The following is a 17,241-nucleotide window of genomic DNA, read 5'->3' on the forward strand; positions in this document are numbered from 1 at the left end:
TCCAACAACTGGAATTTTCCTATCGCTAACTGGGACAGCAGAATGGGAGACCTGAACTTGAAAATCGAAAATCACAACAGTTTGAACCAACATTCATGCGGCTCAGGGTCTTGAATCTCAGCTAATTTGGACAGCAGTGTACACCAATGATGAATTTGCTTTCCAAAGACTTGAATACATACAGGCTTGGCTCGCTTCTCCTAGAGATGAAGCTGCTCTAAAAAGAGCAGAATCCCTACTCTCTAAATCCCATTCTAGTGTAAGTACTATAAGTAACGCAGTGGGAGAGAGTTTGAGAGAGAGTATGAGAGGGAGTATTGAGCCCGAGCCTAAGTCTGAATCTCATTCCCCTCAACAGGTTTCCGCGCCACAAACCCCGCTCAACTTAAGAGAATTTTTCAAGCGTGAGGATGTTGCGCTTGCATTCATGAGGTTGATGCACATTCCGGGCAACCATACAGGACAAGGCTTCCGATGTATTCTACGGGGCCACACGGAGAGACACCCCTCAGCCGTCTTGAAGAAGAACCCGCAGGACGGGATTATCAGGTATTACGATTATCACAAGAGGGGCGAAGACCTCTCGTATGCTCAGGCGGAAGTGTACGCTGCCCATCTTTATAAGGGTAAGATCAAGAGGATTACTACTCGCCCACTATTGGCGACGTGGGGTATCCGTTTACTTGTTGATTTGGGTTTTTTGAAACCGTTGGATGTGAAATTTCCACCACTTCCCCCCACCTCTCATAGATCATACAAAAAGGTATACGACGGGATCAAGCTGCTCTTTGGGTGCAAATGGCTCCACACGCCAGGGGCAAGCTCTCCACTCTCGTGGAAGTTCTTGGCCGCATGGTGTGGGGTGTCACAGGTGACGGCGGGGAACGCACTCGCTTTCCTCATACAGCAAGGCATTGTCCATAAAGACGATCCTTACGCTACAAAGAACCGGGAGATGAACCTTTTCTTCCCCGGTCCAGATCCAAACACAATTAAACCCTTGGAGGAAATAAGCAATGTCTGAATTCGTAAGCGTTAAAGCAGCGGCAGAAATTTACAGCGTGAGCGTGGCGTTTTGGCGAGCAAGGATTTTTCGACGCCAAGTGCCATACTATCGAATCGGTCGGAAAATCCTATTTAAGAGGAAGGATATTGACGCCCTGATTAACAATAGTCGCATTGAACCTCAGGTCAGAACTCAATAGAAGAAAATACTTGACAAGCGGATCGTAAAGTATTAGCGTGTTGCTGATTCTGTGAGGAAGGCTCTTCAATGGAAAAGGCAATCCGACAATATCTATCAAGCATCGGACGTAAAGGCGCGCGAAAGGTCGCAGAGCGATACGGCCCAAAGAAACTTCGAGAGCTACGCTCTGCGATGGGAAAGAAGGGCGGCAAGACCCGCGCAAAGAGGTATGACAAGGCAACCCTGAGCAAGTGGGCGAAATTAGGCGGGAGACCTCGAAAATTGAAAGAGGGGTGAATAGTGAGCGTCTATAAGAGGGGTGGTGTATGGTGGTACAAATTCCGTTTCAATGGGCAGGAGATTCGGGACTCCGCTCATACCCCGTCGAAGACCATCGCTCGGGAGGCGGAACAGGCCCGAAGGCGCGACCTGGAGAAGTCAGTCAACCGGATTAAGAGGCGCGAACGGATGCCGTTGTTCAATCAGGCCGGAAAGGATTGGCTTGAGGGGAAGAAATCCCTGGCACCCAGGAGCTATGAGCGCTATGAGCAGTGCGTTGACAGATTGAACGAGGAATTTGGAAAGCGGCTGGTCTGTGATATTGACTCTCAGGATATCGCCAAGTATCAACAGACGCGCCTTGCTGCTGGCGTTTCGAGCCGGACTGTGAATTACGAGGTCGGCTCACTGCGCGGGATTCTCAAGAAATTTCATTTGTGGTCTCAGCTAGACGGAGAAGTGAATCACCTTAAAGAAAATCACGATGTTGGCAGAGCGCTAAGCCGTGATGACGAACAGGCATTTCTCAACGCGATCCAGAACAGCCGCACGCCTGCCCTTCTCCCATTGTTCCTTTTCTCAGTAGATACGGGCATGAGGGCATCTGAGGTGCGATCGTTGCGCCTCAAGGATCTTCGGCTCGTTTGGACCGACGGCATCGTGAAGTCTGGCGATTTAATCGTCCCTAAGAGCAAGACCGCTGCCGGGACAGGCCGCTTGATCCCTCTGACTCAAAGGGTGTGCGGCATCCTCACGATTTGGCTTTCTCGTTTCCCCAATGCTGGCCCCGATAGCTACCTCTTCCCCCGGCACAAGATTGGGATTGCAGGGGACGATCAATCGCCCGTTATTTGGTCCGTTGACCTCAGCCGTCCTATGGGCTCGTGGAAAACCGCTTGGGGGAATGCCTGCAAGACGGCGGAAGTTCGTTATCGCTGGCATGACCTTCGGCATACCTTCATATCTCGATTGGCCGAGAACTCCGAAGTCAGCGAGGAAACCCTGAGAGCCCTTGCAGGCCATGTCTCCAAACGGATGCTGGAACGTTACAGCCACATCAGGACGCAGCCCAAGAGAGAGGCAATCGAGAGCCTTGAGAAGGACAGCCTACCCTCGGGTTTTGAGGGGAATTTGACTGCGATAGGGTACAAAAATGGGCACAATCCTGAAAAGGACAGTGCCCAGGAAACAACTCAAGTTATTGAAAAGAACTGGTGCGCCCGACAGGATTTGAACCTGCGACCTGCGGATTCGAAGTCCGACGCTCTATCCAGCTGAGCTACGGGCGCTTAAGACGACCATCCCCTTGCGATGGTGTGCTTACCCTTGTGCCTGCTCCGATCTTATTCCTTGAAGCCCCCCGAAATCCGTCAATCCCATTGAGTCTACCACAAAATTCATCTCAAGCGAACCACGACCCCGGCCGCTAAGACGGAACTATGGGCGGCCTGAAATATCGGGAGGATATGAGTCATGACAGGCTGTTGCTCGAATCATTTTGCCGGGTCAGTCCGCCCAGGCGGACGGCCTACAACGGAGAATCATGCGGTTATGTTGTAGGCCCCCCGATGAGTCATCGGGGCCTCACCGGGCGCTCTCTGGTTTCGGCAGTGGCCTGTTAATATTCTGCGATACCTTCGGCCAGCCTTGATGTGGATGTCAGTTTTCGGGCGCTCGGGCCGGGCTTTCCTTCGGGGCGGGCAAGGCGTAATACTTTTGACAAGATTTCGCCGCAGTATGGCTGCGCAGACTTTGGGGGCGACAGTGTCCCTTTTTCTATTTGAGCGTGGGTGGAGCGATAAAATGGACAAGAAAAAATTGTTGATCGTTGATGAAGATCTTCAGGTTCGAGACCTGCTCTCCGAGGAATTTGCGGCTCAATACGACGTCCTGGCCACACGGTCGATGGAAGAGGCCATGCGGGAAGTTACCTTCGATCATCCCCATTGTGTGATGCTGGCGATGGACCTCCCGCAAATGGGCGCCTCCATGATTTGCAAGATCCTTAAGGCGATGAGGGACACCGAGTCGGTTCCCATCATTCTCACGGGTGATAAGCCGCGAGATGCCTCTTTTGTTCGGGCCAAGGAGATGGGAGCTTTCGAATATATCGAAAAGCCGTTTACCGTCGAACAGGTGTCCAAGATTGTCAAGAGCGCTTTGGACCTGCCACCCATCGAGCGGCGGCGCTCCAAGCGCATGTCATTGAAGGTCCCTTTTGTGATCCGGGGAAAAGATACCTTTGATCACGATTTCGAAGTCTCCTCCGTGACTGAAGGAGTGAGTCAGCACGGGTTGATGGTACGCCTGCCCGTGCGAATCCCGGTGGGAGAACGAGTCGAAGTATTCCAAACCGAACCCAGCGACTCCGAGGGGGTTGCCATTTTGACCTGTGCCCGGGTCGTCTGGAACGACAGCGACGGCATCCGCGGCCCTTACTGGCACGGGCTGGAATTCTTAAGCGCCTCGAACGGCTGGGAATCTGCGTAAGCACTCCCCCGAAGGAAAGATTGAATTTTAACCGCCCGCCCCGCCCTTGCTGCGAGCAGGGGCGCAGGACCGACAGCGCCACACCTCTTCTGAGTCCCAAGACACACCCAACCCGGCTCCGACACTCCATCCTCCATCTGCCATCCCAGTAAACATCGCGAACAATTTCTGCCATAGTATTTCCTTCTGAAAAGTTGTATATCGTGCATACACCGGGAGGGATTGGAATGCCAGAGAAGATCAAAGCCATCGATTGCATGTATTACGTTGCCACGCGCGAATTCATGGAGAAGTGGGACCGCGCTAAACAAGGCGAGCTCGAATGCCGCATGGAGAAAGCGATCGGGGGACTGCCACGCTACAACTCCATCGACGAGATGCTTCGCCTGATGGACGGCGCGGGGGTCGAAAAAGTCTTCATCACTCAGTGCAAAATGTGGTCCTACTGGCGGAAGTGGATGTACATGGACACCCAGCTCGAAGAGGTCCTCCAGTACACCGAAGCTCACCCCCACCGCTTTGTGGGGCTTGCCGGCTACAATCCTTTTCGCATCAAAGAGAGCCTGAGGGAGATTGAACTCGCTGTTACAAAACATGGCTTTAGAGGCGTCTACGTGCACATTTACGGCTTCGACATCCCTCTCAATGACGCGAAGATGTATCCGCTTTATTCCAAGTGTGTGGAGTTGAACGTTCCCGTCCAGATGCAGGTGGGGCACGTCCTGGAGGCGATGCCGAGCGACGGCGGCCGCCCCATCTACCTCGACCGCATTGCCTGCGATTTTCCGGACTTAAAGATTGTGGGCGCGCACACCGGCTGGCCCTGGGTCGACGAACTCATCTCCGTCTGTTACAAGTGGGAAAACGTCTGGTTTGGCGTCGATGCCTGGAGCCCGAAATATTTATCACCCCAAATCATCCAGTTCATCAATAGCCGCCTGGGCAGGGATCGCTGCATCTGGGGAACAAATGGGCTTCCGTGGGAGGAGAACCTGCGGCAACTCGACGACCTCAAACTGAAAGACGAAGTCAAGCGCAGGCTCCTGCGCGAGAACGCGGTTGAATTGTTCAAGCTGGAATAGCGCGAACCGAGTGGTGAGGCAGTCCGCCGGGGCGGACTGCCGCCTTTTAAAGTTGAAGATTGGCAGACATCCCCGCCTGCGGCCTTTTAAAACTAAAGATTGGCAGACGAGGACGTCTGCCTCACAAAAAGATAGATCCTCTTGTAGTCTCCCCTCGATTCCCTGAAAACAAAGTGACGGCGGGTGGAGGTGCTCCAAATCCGCCGGAACGGGGATCACCCCGCTGCCAACGCTTGTGAGACGTTTCACACCATTGATTTTTCCTTACACAAAACCCGCACATCGACCGATAAGACTCAGCATGAATCTGGAAGTCAAGCGGAGGCCCTGCAGTATTAGCTCGACAGGTTGAGTGCGGCCGCAGCCAGAGAGAAGAAGGCGCCCGCGCACCAGGAAGTGTGAAGAGTTTGCCCGCCTTGAAGGACAAGATCGATCTCGACCAACGTCAGAATCCGGCCGGGGCAAGCAACGCAAAATCCCAGTCACAACCTGAAAACCGGCTACTCCTTGCCGGCCTGTACTGAACCCTGGGAAATCAAAACCCAAGTTGTACATTCCAGGGATTGTTCACGAACCGGTTCGATTGAACGATTTGCGGGCAGCTCCGCGCGAGCGGACGATGCCTCTGGGAGGCTTTATGAAGCGCCTTAGTGTATGTGTATTCCTACTGTGCACCTTGACCGTCTCCGTGATCCAAGCAAAGGATTCCAATTCCGCGGCGGGTTATTTCAGCCGTGCCGCTGAGCGTTTTGCCAAAGGCGATGTGGACGGCGCCATCGCAGATTACAATATCGCTCTCATGTTTGATTCAACCTGTGCCCTGGCCTACCACAACCGGGGGATCGCGGAGCAAACCAAGGGCGATCTGGGAAAAGCGATTGCCGATTACAGCAGGGCGGGTGAGATCGATCCGCGTTTCGTTGAAGCTTTTTACAACCGCGGTAACGCCCAATACGGTCTCCATCATCTGGATGAGGCGGCGGCAGACTACAGTAAGGTCATTGAGTTGAATCCGCGCTTCGCGGCCGCATACATCAATCGAGGAAATGCCCGCAAAGACAAGATGGATTGGGAGGGGGCCATCAGCGATTACACGCAAGCCATCTCAATTGCACCCCGCCTCGCGGAAGGTTACAGCAACCGCGGGTCGGTGTACCTCGAATTGGGGGAACTGGATTCCGCCCTCGCGGACCTCACCAAGGCCATTCAAATCAACCCCCTCGCCGCGGAACCCTTTCAAAACCGCGGGGTCGCCCTGCGCAAAAAAGGCCGATGGGCCGAAGCAATCCGAGACTTTGAAAGAGCCCTTGCAATCAACCCACGCTTTGCCATGGCATACCTCGGCCGCGGATTGACCCACTTGCTTAGGGGAAAAACGGTAGACGCGGAGCGGGATTTTGAGGCATCCCTCAAGCTGGACGCTCGCCTGAAAACCCTTATTGAACAAGGCAAAAGAGAGATGACGCTGCAGACCGACAGCAGGGGGCTGGACTCTCAATAAAGGGGAACAGGGAGAAAGCATTGCGAAGAGGGACATGCCAGGGAATTATTGTAGGGTCGTTCGAAAATCCACTCGGCAGATTCGTTCGCCCCGCAAGCGGGGCTCGAATGTCATTGGGGAGACCGTGACCCCACCCTCGCTCCGTCCCGCAAAGGACGCGGGACGGAGCTTCTGGTGGGGCTACAATCTGGCAGCCGTCGGGCCTACGGAGTGATCACCGACCGGATCCCCTCGCCCCGGCGCAGCTTGTCAAACGCCGCGTTGATTTGCTCCAAAGGGTATAAGGCTGTGACTAATTCAACGACTTTAATCTTTCCTTGAACGACCAACTCCATGACGCGCGGGTAATCCACGGGCCGGCAACCCAGCGAGCCAATCACCTCTAACTCGCGAAACATCACTCGCCCCGTATCCAGGGTCATGGGTTTCTCCGAGTATCCGATCATCACCACACGCCCGCCGGTCCGCACAGAGGCAAACGCCTGCTCCTGGGTCACCGGATTCCCGATAGCCTCAAACGCTACATCCACCCCCCCCCCGGTGAGCTTGCGAAGTTCCTTGTCAACCCGCTCCACCCCCTTCGGATTCAGTGCCGTCATCGCGCCGAGCTGGCGCGCCATCTTCAGTTTCGAGTCGTCGAGATCCACCGCGATCACATGGCCGTTCATCGCGGCCGCGATCTGCACCACGTTGAGGCCGATTCCGCCGCATCCGAACACGGCGACGCGATCGCCCGGCTGCACCCGCCCTCGATTGACGACGGCGTGATACGGCGTGGTCGTCGCATCCGCAATGATCGCGCCTTCCACGAGTGGGATCCCCTCCGGCAGGGGCAAAGTGTCTTTGGCGGGAGCGATCACGTACTCCGCATAGCCGCCATCCACGTGGTTGCCAAACATCATCATGGCTTCGCAGATGTTTTCACGGCCTGTCCGGCACATTCGACACTGCCCGCAACCATACACCGCCGGCAAAAGTGCCCGGTCCCCCTCTTTGAACTGCTTCACACCTGATCCAAGCGCTGCCACTGTCCCCGAAACCTCATGTCCCAGGACCATGGGCGGCTTCTTGAAGGTCGGGACGTCGTGGTCGAGGTAGTGAAGGTCGGTGTGGCACACGCCGCAGCCGGCCACCTTCACAAGCACCTCGCCGGACTTCGGAACGGGGGTGGAGATTTCTTCAAGGGCGAGGGGTTGGTGCGCGCCATGGAAGATGGCAGCCTTCATCGGGTTTTCCTCCGGGAATTATTTGTGTTTCCACACCGCCGCGCGCTTCAGTAAGAATGCCGCCAGTCCTTCATGCGCGTCTTCGGTCGACATCAGTTTTTCGAGATACAGCCTTTCCATATCGGCGAGTGAACCCCAGCGATCGGTGGTCGCACGCAACGCCTCCTTGCACAAGCGCAAGGCGGAGGCGCTCAAACCGCTCAATTTTCCGGCCAGTTGTTCAACGCTCGATTCAAATTCACCGGGAGGAACAGCCCGATTGATCAGGTCCATCTGCGCGGCCTCCTTCGCACCGACAGAGTCCCCCGTAAACAACAATTCGGCGGCTTTGCGATATCCCACGAGGGATGGCAATCGGACCGCGGCCACGGGTGCGAACGAGGCCAACCGGATCTCGGGCTGGCCGAAGCTCGCCTCCTCGGAGGCGATCACCAGGTCGCAGCACATCGCGATTTCACATCCGCCGCCGAGCGCGGCTGCATGCACCGCGGCGAGCGTCGGGACCGGGAAGGTGCCCAACGCCGCACACACCCGGTCGAACAGCGGGATCATTTCGTGAACGCGATCCGGGGTATGGTCGGCGACATCGACGCCGGCGGAGAAGAGCTTTCCTTTGGCCGCGAGGACGAGCACCCTGAGGGTGTCGATGTCGCCGGCCTCTTTCAACACTCTCTCCATCTCACGAAGCATCGGGATGTTCAGGATATTCAGGGGTGGCCGCTTCAAGGTCAACCGACCGATGCCATCACCCGAGGTCCATTCCACGAACTGTAAATTCTCGGTCATAGGTTAGTCGTGGCAGGGCGATCAGGCTGATCGCCCTGCTTCCTTCGCGTATAAATCGTCTTGAATTGCAGCAGCGAGACGGCCCGACAGTCCTCACATCCGTCTTCCAGTTCGGAAGGCTGCACCGGCACAGCGCAGACCTCAAACCCCAACTGTGTGTAAAGTTCCATCGCCTCCCGGGCTCGCTCGCCGGCCGCGATGAACCGGCGTTCCCAGCCGGCTGCGGTCAACTCGGGATCCGGTTGAGTTTTCGACTCCGGGAGAATCTTACGTTCTTCGGGCCCCAGCGGAACTCGTTGATCAGAGTGATTTTTCATGACGAGGAACCCTACAGAGGATTCTAAAATATAGTGCCAACTGTTGCTCGATGAAGATTAACTCGATTGACTCTTGGTAGCTGCCCCGACCTATCGGGGCGGGTTTTTCCCCGCCGGTCGCAAGAGCCCGTGATCCGCGGAAAAGAGAGCGGATCACGGCTACCAAACCATACCTCTCCGCGAGATGCTGTCACGCGTCACTATGATGTATCATCTTTACAAGCACTCAAATCTTCGCGGGAAATGGATCCTGGGCCTGTCGGACAGACTGTAGCTCACCCAGCTTTTGTAGTCGCCGCTGTCCGAGAATCGCGGCCCCCAGGGCACAAACGTACTGGACGAGGTCTCCCTCGGGAACATTGACGGCCGCGCCCAATTGTTCGCGCGCCACCCGGGCCATGGTTTCAAATCGCAGGATCCCTCCAATCAGGGTGAACTCCGGCTCCATCTGCACGCGCTTCATCAATTGAATCGAGCGATCCACCAGGGAAGAGATGGCTCCCTGCATGATGTCGGCCGGGGCGGTTCCCTCGGAGAGGTGATTGATTACTTCTGACTCGGCGAACACCGCACACACGCCGGAGATCGTGGCCGTATGTTTGGAGGTCGCCACCAGCGGGCCGATTTCCCGGGTGTTATAGCCCATGTAGCGCGCGGTCTTTTCGAGAAAGGCCCCTGTCCCGGCGGCACACTTGTCGTTCAACCGGAATGATTTCACCTTTGCCGTTTCGTCGATCCGGGTCGCCTTCATGGTCTGCCCGCCGACGTCGAGGATGGTGCGGGTACCGGGGAAAAGGAACATCGTGCCCCGTGCGCCCGCCGTCAGGTCGGTGACCTGGACATCGCTGAAGGAAACCATGTGTCGACCATAGCCCGTGGCCACCACGTAGCGCACATCGGTCTCCTGCAGGCCGGCACTTTCCAGGGCGTTGAGGTAAACCTGTCGGGAAGCCTCCGCCAGCTTGAAGCCGGTGTTCGCCATTGCCCGGCCGGCGATCCCGTTTTCTTCATTCAACACAACCGCCTTCGTGTAAGTGGACCCCACATCAATCCCGGCCGTGAAGATCATGATCGCTCCTTGACGGCGTCAGCCGGCGCCCGGCTGGCGAGGATATGGTCGAGCGCAAAGAGCGCGGCGCCGAGCGCTCCCATGAAGTGCGAATCTTCACTGACGTTCAGCGGGCGTTTCAGCCCCTCCTGAAGCGCCGCAACCATGCCAACATTGCGCGCCACGCCCCCCGTAAAGGTGACTTCATCTTCGACGCCCACCCGCCGCAGCAAACCAATGGAACGTGCCGCGATGGACTGGTGGACCCCCAGCAGGATGTCCTCGGTCTTTTTGCCTTTACCCAGCCAGGAAAGCACCTCGGACTCCGCGAAGACGGTGCAGGTGGTGCTGATGCGGACCGGTCTCTCGGCCCGGAGTGCGATCGGTCCCAGCTGTTCCAGGGGGATGTCGAGCGCGCTGGCTGCGGCGCCCAGGAATCGGCCGGTCCCGGCAGCGCATTTGTCGTTCATGCAGAAATCCACGATCTCACCGCGTGGGCCGACACGAATCGCCTTGGTGTCTTGTCCTCCCATATCCACCACGGTGCGCGTGCCGGGAAACATGTGCACCGCGCCGCGTCCATGACAGCTGATCTCAGTCACCTGGGTGTTGCCAAAGGTCACCCGGTATCGTCCGTACCCGGTCCCGACCACAAACTCCACCAGCATGTCCGGGATGCCGCCGTTCTTGAGCGCGTCGAGGAAGGATTGCTCGGCCGCGGCGACGACATTCGAGCCGGTGTCGATCAGCGCGCGGCCCACAATCTCCCGGACTTCGTTAATGATGATGGCTTTTGTCTGCGTGGACCCGACATCCACCCCGGCTGCATAGGCCATGGCTGAGCTTCTCCTTGAAAGATTTATTCTTCATGGGTCGTCGAGACGCCCCGGCAAGTCATCTTTGTATTGCAATTTCGCGTCAATGAATTGCACCCTGCTGCTGGCGTGACGCCAGGCTTTCGAAGAAGGCATCGATCCGGTTCTTGAGCTGGGCCTCCGACACCACGCGCCGGTCCATCATGTCGGATTCGATAAAGAGGCTCGGGATGTCGCGCCCTGCCATCAGGGCCCGCCGGTTGTCCGCCAGTCCCGTGGAAACGGTGCGACAGCTTTTGATGGGATGATAGACCACCCCGTCGGCGTGAAACGAATCGATCATCCCTGCAATTGCACGGTCCTGATAAAACATGCTGTCCATGGCGTCCCGCACGCTGATTAAAACGCCCTCCGCCAGGCTCTCCAGGGGACGGTCCAGATCAAATTGAAACCCGAGGTTGGTCCCGCCGGAGGCAAACCACAGATAGGTAGAACTGACAAAGGTTCCGCCCCACTCCGCAAACATCTCGTTGAACCGGCGGAATATGGGGTAGCAGGGCACCCCGACAAAGATGAGGCGATGCTTTTCTTCGATGAGAGTCCCGATGCCGTGGGCGGCCTTGTACTCCATCTCCTCCACCAGGTGATCGAAAAACCGGCTGCCGGCCGCCGCCCCGCGAAAGCCATTCGCCACGCCCAGATAAATTGTGCCATCAGTCACCGCGTTGAAAACGGATGGATGACTTTGATTTAATTCCAGTACCCGCTTCCACCCCCGGCTCATCGAATTGGCTTGAGCCAGGACCTCGCGGAGACGGTCGATGTCAAATCGCATGCCAGTCACCCGCTCACACAGCGCGATCAATTCCATGATCTGGGCCTGGACGTAGCGGCGATCGTTTTCAAAGTCCGGATCGCCGGGCCACGTCTGGGTGCCTGCGGCCCTTGTGCCCGGGACGTCCAGCGTGAAGACCGGAATGTGATAGAACCGCTCCCAGATCTCAGCCCATTTGATGTATGTGTTACAGGCATTCGTCAGCACGGCGAGGGCGGGCTTGGGAACGTTTCCCATGGGGTGCCGGCCGCCCCGCAGCTGCAGGGCCACGTCGGCTTTCACATATCCACAGATGTCGGGCGAGTATCCGTAATCCTCGGCTTCATTCAAGTATTCATGGGCGACGCGGCGCACCGCGGTCTGCAACGAAGTGATCTCGGGAAACACCATGGGCAGGTCGAATACACGCAGGATTTCGGCCATGCTGCCCATGACAAAAACATAAGCCGAAGGCGCGCCGCTCTCGATCGCTCCCTGGAGCGACTCGAACCACTGCCGGAACAACTCCGCCCCCTCACGGTTTCCCCGGCCCACGATCAAATCTGCCTGTGAAGAATCCGTCATGAATTGAACCTTTCTCTACTAATACAAACTTGGTTGAAAATGATACAAAGCCGCGCATGCTTCATTGTAGGGGCGCATAGCTATGCGCCCCTACCGTGAGGATTCTCCAGTTACCCCATGCAACTCTATTTTCCACGTTTGCTTCAGGTGCCCGACAAGAATCTGACTGAACTGCGACATCACCTGAAGTTTGGTCCCAAGCTCTTACCCAAAGCCTTTCTGCGCTCTCAGCTCCGCGGTGAATCGTCTCCCATTAACTGAAAAGTAGATTTTCAACAAACGTCTCCAACTGCAGTTCCATCTGATCAAAACTCGTCATCTTTTCCTCAAACTCGCCGACAAAGTACGGAATCCCTTCCTTGTCCAATGTCCGGAGATAAGCGACCTGCTCTTCCAAGCCGGGTTCGCACATCTTCGCCGCGGTGATGATCGCTGCTTCCGCGCGGGCACTCCGAATTCTTTGCAACAACATTTGCTCTTTTGGCTTGCGGAGATCGTGCTGGACCGGACTGTAGGAAGACTTTTCAAGATAGGCTTCGGCGAGGTTGAACAGCGGATCCCCGTTCGTCGAAATATCCTCGAGAATCCAGCGCAACCCGATCATCAGGTCATCATCCACCAAATAGCACGAGCGGGCGATGGCACGGATCAGATCCAACGGGGGCTGCTCGCAGAATCCTCCCTCAAAGACCACACGGATTTTGTCCTGTCGCTTGTGTGGACGGGCCTGGATCAAAGGCAGGACCTCTTCGAGCAGATCATTGTGCTCCTCGCGACGCAACAGACCGCCCAGGGCCACCAGAACGTAAGCCTCATCTGCCGAGACCAGCCAGGGCTGTTCGCGCTTGATGACGTAAAGCGCGCGAATCAGCGCCCGGTTCTGGTTATAGATTTTGATGGACTGGTGCAACGCCCCATCGGTGATCGGACAACCGGCAATTGCTTCGACACTGCGCTGGAGCCGGGCATACTCGCCGCGAAGATAAGTAATGGCGTGGGTGGAATTGGCATTCTGGGGCAGGTAGAGGATCTGGCACGGATATGTGAAGTTGCGCCCCCAGACGGCGGCAAGATTGCGGGCGGCGTCACAAATCGGGTGCGTCACAAACATGTCGAGCTCGACCCGATGGCTGAGGGCGAGTTCCAGAGAGGTTTTCAGGATGGAGCACAGGTAGGATCCGAACCGCGAGTCCGCCTGGACGGCATCGATGGGCGCCCCACAGATCTTGAGCGGGAGCATCCCGGCGGCATGGACGATCTCCTCGGGAAAATAAACCTGAAAATGACCGATTACCTTTCCGCCCCCCTCGCGCCAGCGACGGACGGTCGGATAGGTGGCATCCTCCAGAAGTTCGCGGCATTCGTAGAAAATGTCGTCGAGCGGCTTTCCGCGCCATCGGTCAAATTGGGGTGCGGTCATGAGACGTCTCCCTGAATCTTCTTCGAAATGTCTGCAGTCAATTTCTTTGCGGAATGGATATTCCCTCGATTGGGCTCGTGTAGGACTGCTCTCCACGTGTGAGTTCGACCTGGTTAATGGCTGGCCGGGATCTCGGTCTTAATTCCATTGGCTGTCCGCAGGATTTCATCCACAAACGCGTTGGCTCGCTTCGTCAGCTTCCTTCGATACTTTCGAAACACCTGCGACGCCTCATTGCCCCTCCAGCCTTTCGGGAGCAGCTCCGCGGGGAGATTCGGGTCGCGGTTTGGGAAGGCGCTGTATTCATGGATAATCCAGAACCGGTGGACAAAACATTCGCTGGGACTGAGTCGGTTCCCGGAGGCCACGCCCTTCTCATATTTCTCCAACTCTGGAACCCACTTTCGCAGAAACATCGCATACTGGCGATTCAGCTCCTTTAGATTCCAGCAGCGTGTCACAAGCTCCTTGTTGGAGATGTGTCCCCGCCAGTGTCCCTCAAAATACTGGACGTACCGCTGTGCCTTGAGATCCTTCAACAGGGACTGCACTTCGACCTGCCGATCGTGGGGCGACACCCAGGTTCCCGGGGTCAGCGCCCCGAATCCCAGGTAACTCAACCGCCGCCGCAAGGCCTCGCGCAGGTCGCGTTTTGTTTCCGGCAAGGAATACACCACCACCCGCCAGCGCCCATCCCATCGCCGGCGACGGGGTTCGAAGATGCGGCGGGTTCCCTCTTCGAGCAGGTGCCGTGCGTTGAGGGTCAGCGCGTACCGGCTGTGGCGGCCGCGGCGTTTCCCTTTCAGCCATCCCTCCCGGCTCATCCGTGAGAGGGTCGACCGCGCCGCCTGATTCCGAACTCCCAGTAATCCTAGAAGCGCAATCAGACTCCCGGTCGGGGCCGACCCTTTGCGGGGCAACAGATAATCGCCGTACAAGGTGAAAATCAGGAGCCGCGTCCGGGTTTGTTGTCGGTTCAACATGTGTCATTTAATTAACGGTCGTCAGAGAAGTGCAATACGAGAAAACGATATCACTCCGGCCTTGAAGAGTCAAGTAGCCATTTTACTTTTTGGGAGGCAGTAAAAAGTGAGCCGTGGAATGCGTGGGGCAGGCGTCCCCGCCTGCCTCTTGGCGAAGCGCAATCAGCACGGAATGAGAAGAAGAATGAGGGTCAGCAAGATTGGCAATGTCCCAATCTGACCCTCGTCAATATCCCATACACCAACGCAGATTCGCGGAACCCGCCATAGATTCGGATTAAACCGGGACGCCCTGGGGCAGGTACGGGTTGCGGCGGGGCAAGACCTCTTTCACGACATATTCGGCATAGTGCTCGCGGCCGATGGCCTCCGCATCCAGGTGGACGACTTCAGCGATGTTTTCGACAAACGGCGAGGTGCGGATCAGGGTGCGGACGCGGCCGTCGATCGTCCTCTGAAACTCCACATTTTCGGAGCGGAACCCGTCCGCCGTGATCTTCTCCTCGCGGAGCGGGATGTGGATGAGCAGATCGTAGCTCTTCATCCATTGGGCCAGCATGGGTTCGAGGTAAGGCTGGCGATCGAATTTGTTGGAAAGATACGCGTAGTTGTCGATCACGGCGCGGTCACAGACGACGTATTGAGCGCGGGGAACCATCTCCAGCTCGGTGGCGATCTGTTTATGCAGGATCCAGAGCTGGGACTCCAGCGTCGTGCTTTCGTTGACTGGAAAGGGGGACCTCCTCGCAATTTCGGTCACCAGTTCCACGCTGTGGCCGGCGATCTTCAACTGGGCGCAAATCTCAAAGGCAAGCGTGGTCTTTCCAACACCGTGCGTTCCAATCAGGGCAAGTTTCATGGGGTTTGAACTCGCTGGGGATTTGCAACCTCTTGAGGGATCGGGTCCGCCCACCGCGCCTCTTCAACAGGGCCCCCGACTCTCTTCGAGGCGGATCACTTGGAAGAAAACTCAGGCGAAGAGGAGTACTCGCACTCCAACACATCCCGTCTTTCAACTCGCTGGCATCATACGTTCTTTCGTCCTCCAATGCAAGGCGGCCTGAACTTCGTGCGAATCAGTAGCGCGAGATTGAAAATCCGGGGCGAGTATGATAAGTACGGGGATGCACCAGGGAGGGAGATTCCAGTGAAATTAACGGTCATCGGGACAGGCTACGTTGGTTTAGTCAGTGCCGTCTGTTTTGCACATGTCGGAAATCAGGTGGTCTGTGTGGACATCGATCCGAAAAAAATTGAGATGCTCAAGTCCGGGCAGCTCACCATTTATGAACAGCGGCTTGATTTCTTGTTCAGCCGGGTGATGCGCGACGGCCGGATCCAGTTCACGACATCGCTCGAAGAAGGGGTCCAGGGATCGAACGTTTATTTCCTGTGTCTCCCGACCCCGGAAGGCGAGAACAGCGAAGCGGATCTCACGCAAGTCCTCTCGGTCAGCGAGCAGATCGGACAACTCCTCGCCGGGGCGCCGAGCGGCGGTGAATACCTGATCGTCACCAAAAGCACCGTTCCCGTGGGGACCTCGGAGCGCATCCGCGCCCTGGTCCGGCAGCGGGCGCCCCGCACCGAGATTGAGGTGGCTTCCAATCCCGAATTTCTGCGCGAAGGATTTGCGGTCGAGGATTTTCTTCGCCCTTCCCGGGTCGTGATTGGCTCGCGCAATCCGTGGGTCATTGAACTGCTCAAGGAGGTCTATGGGCCATTCGTCCATGCCGGCAATCCGATCTATGTGATGGACGAACGCAGTTCGGAGCTTACCAAGTATGCCGCGAACTGTTACCTCGCCATGCGCGTCTCCTACATCAACGAAGTGGCCGCCCTGTGCGACGCCGTGTCGGCGAATGTTGACGAGGTGCGCCTGGCAGTGGGCGCCGACCCGCGCATTGGCCGCCAGTTTCTCTACCCCGGCCTGGGATATGGAGGATCGTGCTTTCCAAAGGATGTCCGCGCCATGATTCAAACCAGCCAGGCATACAAGGCGCCCATGACCCTGATGGCGGCGGCGGACGAAGCCAACCGGAAGCACCGCCAGAAGTTTTGTCTGAAGATCGAGGATCATTTTAAGAAGGATTTGAAGGGCCGAACGTTTGCCGTGTGGGGGCTCGCCTTCAAGGCCAACACCGACGATGTCCGCGAATCGCCGGCCGTGCATGTCATCGAGTTTCTACTCGAGCGCGGGGCGCACATCGTGGCCTACGACCCGGAAGCGACCGAGACGGCACGCCGTCAACTGGGCACCCGGATCGAGTATGCCCGTTCGCCCCACGAAGCCGCCATGGGCGCGGACGCCCTGGTGATCGCGACCGAGTGGAATGAATTCCGGCAACCCGACCTGAATTTCCTGAAGAACCAGATGAAATCCCCGGTCATCTTCGACGGGCGAAACCTCTTGGACCCTGTGCAAGTGGCCAAGCTGGGATTTATTTACATGGGGGTCGGAAGGGGCGGGAGTCCAACCACGCCGAAAGCGGAAGAAAGCGCTCCATAGCGATTAGGAAACCAAGGGAGAATGCTAAGATTCGGAAGTTGAAGGCCATGATCGGAGGCGGAGGAAGCATCGATTCCTATTTGTAGCCCCACCTGAAGCTCCGTCCCGCGCTCTTTGCGGGACGGAGCGAGGGTGGGGTACCGGTTTCCCCCGTGACCTTCGAGCCCCGCTTGCGGGGCGAAAGAGTCGGTAGAATGGATCGC

General features: G+C 56.9%; 15 protein-coding genes, 1 tRNA gene and 1 pseudogene. 7 read left to right on the forward strand and 10 right to left on the reverse strand.

Going from position 1 to position 17,241, the window contains the following annotated elements; genetic code table 11:
• The first annotated feature begins 136 nt into the window (after window positions 1–136).
• The 3 genes and pseudogenes from LAO21_20980 (at window position 137) to LAO21_20990 (ending at window position 2,527) form a co-directional block, all read left to right on the forward strand.
• The gene (locus tag LAO21_20980; protein ID MBZ5555195.1) at window positions 137–1,024 is read left to right on the forward strand and encodes a hypothetical protein; all 888 of its coding nucleotides are present in this window, start codon (window positions 137–139) and stop codon (window positions 1,022–1,024) included.
• Window positions 1,017–1,205: a helix-turn-helix domain-containing protein gene (locus LAO21_20985; GenBank protein MBZ5555196.1), complete on the forward strand. Its 189-nt coding sequence runs from the start codon at window positions 1,017–1,019 to the stop codon at window positions 1,203–1,205. Before LAO21_20980 ends, LAO21_20985 begins: the two co-directional genes overlap by 8 nt.
• A 449-nt stretch (window positions 1,206–1,654) precedes the next feature.
• Window positions 1,655–2,527 (forward strand): annotated as a pseudogene (locus LAO21_20990) (site-specific integrase).
• Between the two features lie 150 nt (window positions 2,528–2,677).
• On the opposite strand, the gene LAO21_20995 reads toward LAO21_20990, so the two are convergent.
• Window positions 2,678–2,754 (reverse strand) — tRNA-Arg (locus tag LAO21_20995).
• Window positions 2,755–3,268: 514 nt separating this feature from the next.
• On the opposite strand from LAO21_20995, the gene LAO21_21000 reads away from it, so the two are divergent.
• The 3 genes from LAO21_21000 (at window position 3,269) to LAO21_21010 (ending at window position 6,538) form a co-directional block, all read left to right on the forward strand.
• The gene (locus LAO21_21000; protein MBZ5555197.1) at window positions 3,269–3,955 is read left to right on the forward strand and encodes a response regulator; all 687 of its coding nucleotides are present in this window, start codon (window positions 3,269–3,271) and stop codon (window positions 3,953–3,955) included.
• Window positions 3,956–4,182: 227 nt separating this feature from the next.
• Window positions 4,183–5,037, forward strand: coding sequence for an amidohydrolase family protein (locus LAO21_21005; GenBank protein ID MBZ5555198.1), 855 nt, complete (start codon window positions 4,183–4,185; stop codon window positions 5,035–5,037).
• A 637-nt stretch (window positions 5,038–5,674) separates the two neighbouring features.
• A complete protein-coding gene (locus tag LAO21_21010; protein MBZ5555199.1) occupies window positions 5,675–6,538 on the forward strand; it encodes a tetratricopeptide repeat protein in 864 nt (287 codons plus the stop codon).
• Window positions 6,539–6,741: 203 nt separating this feature from the next.
• On the opposite strand, the gene LAO21_21015 is transcribed toward LAO21_21010, so the two are convergent.
• The 9 genes from LAO21_21015 to LAO21_21055 form a co-directional block, all read right to left on the reverse strand.
• Entirely contained in the window at window positions 6,742–7,764 is a 1,023-nt protein-coding gene (locus LAO21_21015) for a zinc-binding dehydrogenase (protein ID MBZ5555200.1), read from the reverse strand.
• A gap of 18 nt (window positions 7,765–7,782) precedes the next feature.
• A complete protein-coding gene (locus LAO21_21020) occupies window positions 7,783–8,550 on the reverse strand; it encodes an enoyl-CoA hydratase/isomerase family protein (GenBank protein MBZ5555201.1) in 768 nt (255 codons plus the stop codon).
• Window positions 8,547–8,867 carry a hypothetical protein gene (locus LAO21_21025; GenBank protein ID MBZ5555202.1) on the reverse strand — a complete coding sequence of 107 codons (321 nt, stop codon included), beginning with the start codon at window positions 8,865–8,867 and terminating at the stop codon, window positions 8,547–8,549. Before LAO21_21025 ends, LAO21_21020 begins: the two co-directional genes overlap by 4 nt.
• A gap of 226 nt (window positions 8,868–9,093) precedes the next feature.
• Entirely contained in the window at window positions 9,094–9,936 is an 843-nt protein-coding gene (locus tag LAO21_21030; protein MBZ5555203.1) for an acyl-CoA dehydratase activase, read from the reverse strand.
• Entirely contained in the window at window positions 9,933–10,751 is an 819-nt protein-coding gene (locus LAO21_21035; protein ID MBZ5555204.1) for an acyl-CoA dehydratase activase, read from the reverse strand. The genes LAO21_21030 and LAO21_21035 overlap by 4 nt, the downstream gene beginning before the upstream one ends.
• 82 nt (window positions 10,752–10,833) lie before the next feature.
• A complete protein-coding gene (locus LAO21_21040; GenBank protein MBZ5555205.1) occupies window positions 10,834–12,129 on the reverse strand; it encodes a 2-hydroxyacyl-CoA dehydratase family protein in 1,296 nt (431 codons plus the stop codon).
• A 253-nt stretch (window positions 12,130–12,382) separates the two neighbouring features.
• Window positions 12,383–13,549 (reverse strand): 2-hydroxyacyl-CoA dehydratase, encoded by a 1,167-nt coding sequence (locus LAO21_21045; protein MBZ5555206.1) that lies wholly within the window; start codon window positions 13,547–13,549, stop codon window positions 12,383–12,385.
• Window positions 13,550–13,662: 113 nt separating this feature from the next.
• Window positions 13,663–14,532, reverse strand: a complete 870-nt coding sequence (locus LAO21_21050) for a phenylacetic acid degradation operon negative regulatory protein PaaX (protein MBZ5555207.1) — start codon at window positions 14,530–14,532, stop codon at window positions 13,663–13,665.
• Between the two features lie 277 nt (window positions 14,533–14,809).
• Window positions 14,810–15,391, reverse strand: a complete 582-nt coding sequence (locus tag LAO21_21055) for an ATP-binding protein (protein ID MBZ5555208.1) — start codon at window positions 15,389–15,391, stop codon at window positions 14,810–14,812.
• A 288-nt stretch (window positions 15,392–15,679) separates the two neighbouring features.
• On the opposite strand from LAO21_21055, the gene LAO21_21060 reads away from it, so the two are divergent.
• Window positions 15,680–17,038, forward strand: a complete 1,359-nt coding sequence (locus LAO21_21060; GenBank protein MBZ5555209.1) for a UDP-glucose/GDP-mannose dehydrogenase family protein — start codon at window positions 15,680–15,682, stop codon at window positions 17,036–17,038.
• Window positions 17,039–17,241 lie beyond the last annotated feature (203 nt).

The sequence above is a fragment of the Terriglobia bacterium genome (genome assembly GCA_020073085.1).
Lineage (GTDB): Bacteria > Acidobacteriota > Terriglobia > JAIQFV01 > JAIQFV01 > JAIQFV01.

Excerpts from the sequence above, each read along its gene's own strand:
- LAO21_20985 (MBZ5555196.1), top strand. The coding sequence starts at position 1,017 with ATGTCTGAATTCGTAAGCGTTAAAGCAGCGGCAGAAATTTACAGCGTG.
- LAO21_21000 (MBZ5555197.1), top strand. The coding sequence starts at position 3,269 with ATGGACAAGAAAAAATTGTTGATCGTTGATGAAGATCTTCAGGTTCGA.
- LAO21_21005 (MBZ5555198.1), top strand. The coding sequence starts at position 4,183 with ATGCCAGAGAAGATCAAAGCCATCGATTGCATGTATTACGTTGCCACG.
- LAO21_21010 (MBZ5555199.1), top strand. The coding sequence starts at position 5,675 with ATGAAGCGCCTTAGTGTATGTGTATTCCTACTGTGCACCTTGACCGTC.
- LAO21_21015 (MBZ5555200.1), bottom strand. The coding sequence starts at position 7,764 with ATGAAGGCTGCCATCTTCCATGGCGCGCACCAACCCCTCGCCCTTGAA.
- LAO21_21020 (MBZ5555201.1), bottom strand. The coding sequence starts at position 8,550 with ATGACCGAGAATTTACAGTTCGTGGAATGGACCTCGGGTGATGGCATC.
- LAO21_21025 (MBZ5555202.1), bottom strand. The coding sequence starts at position 8,867 with ATGAAAAATCACTCTGATCAACGAGTTCCGCTGGGGCCCGAAGAACGT.
- LAO21_21030 (MBZ5555203.1), bottom strand. The coding sequence starts at position 9,936 with ATGATCTTCACGGCCGGGATTGATGTGGGGTCCACTTACACGAAGGCG.
- LAO21_21035 (MBZ5555204.1), bottom strand. The coding sequence starts at position 10,751 with ATGGCCTATGCAGCCGGGGTGGATGTCGGGTCCACGCAGACAAAAGCC.
- LAO21_21040 (MBZ5555205.1), bottom strand. The coding sequence starts at position 12,129 with ATGACGGATTCTTCACAGGCAGATTTGATCGTGGGCCGGGGAAACCGT.
- LAO21_21045 (MBZ5555206.1), bottom strand. The coding sequence starts at position 13,549 with ATGACCGCACCCCAATTTGACCGATGGCGCGGAAAGCCGCTCGACGAC.
- LAO21_21050 (MBZ5555207.1), bottom strand. The coding sequence starts at position 14,532 with ATGTTGAACCGACAACAAACCCGGACGCGGCTCCTGATTTTCACCTTG.
- LAO21_21055 (MBZ5555208.1), bottom strand. The coding sequence starts at position 15,391 with ATGAAACTTGCCCTGATTGGAACGCACGGTGTTGGAAAGACCACGCTT.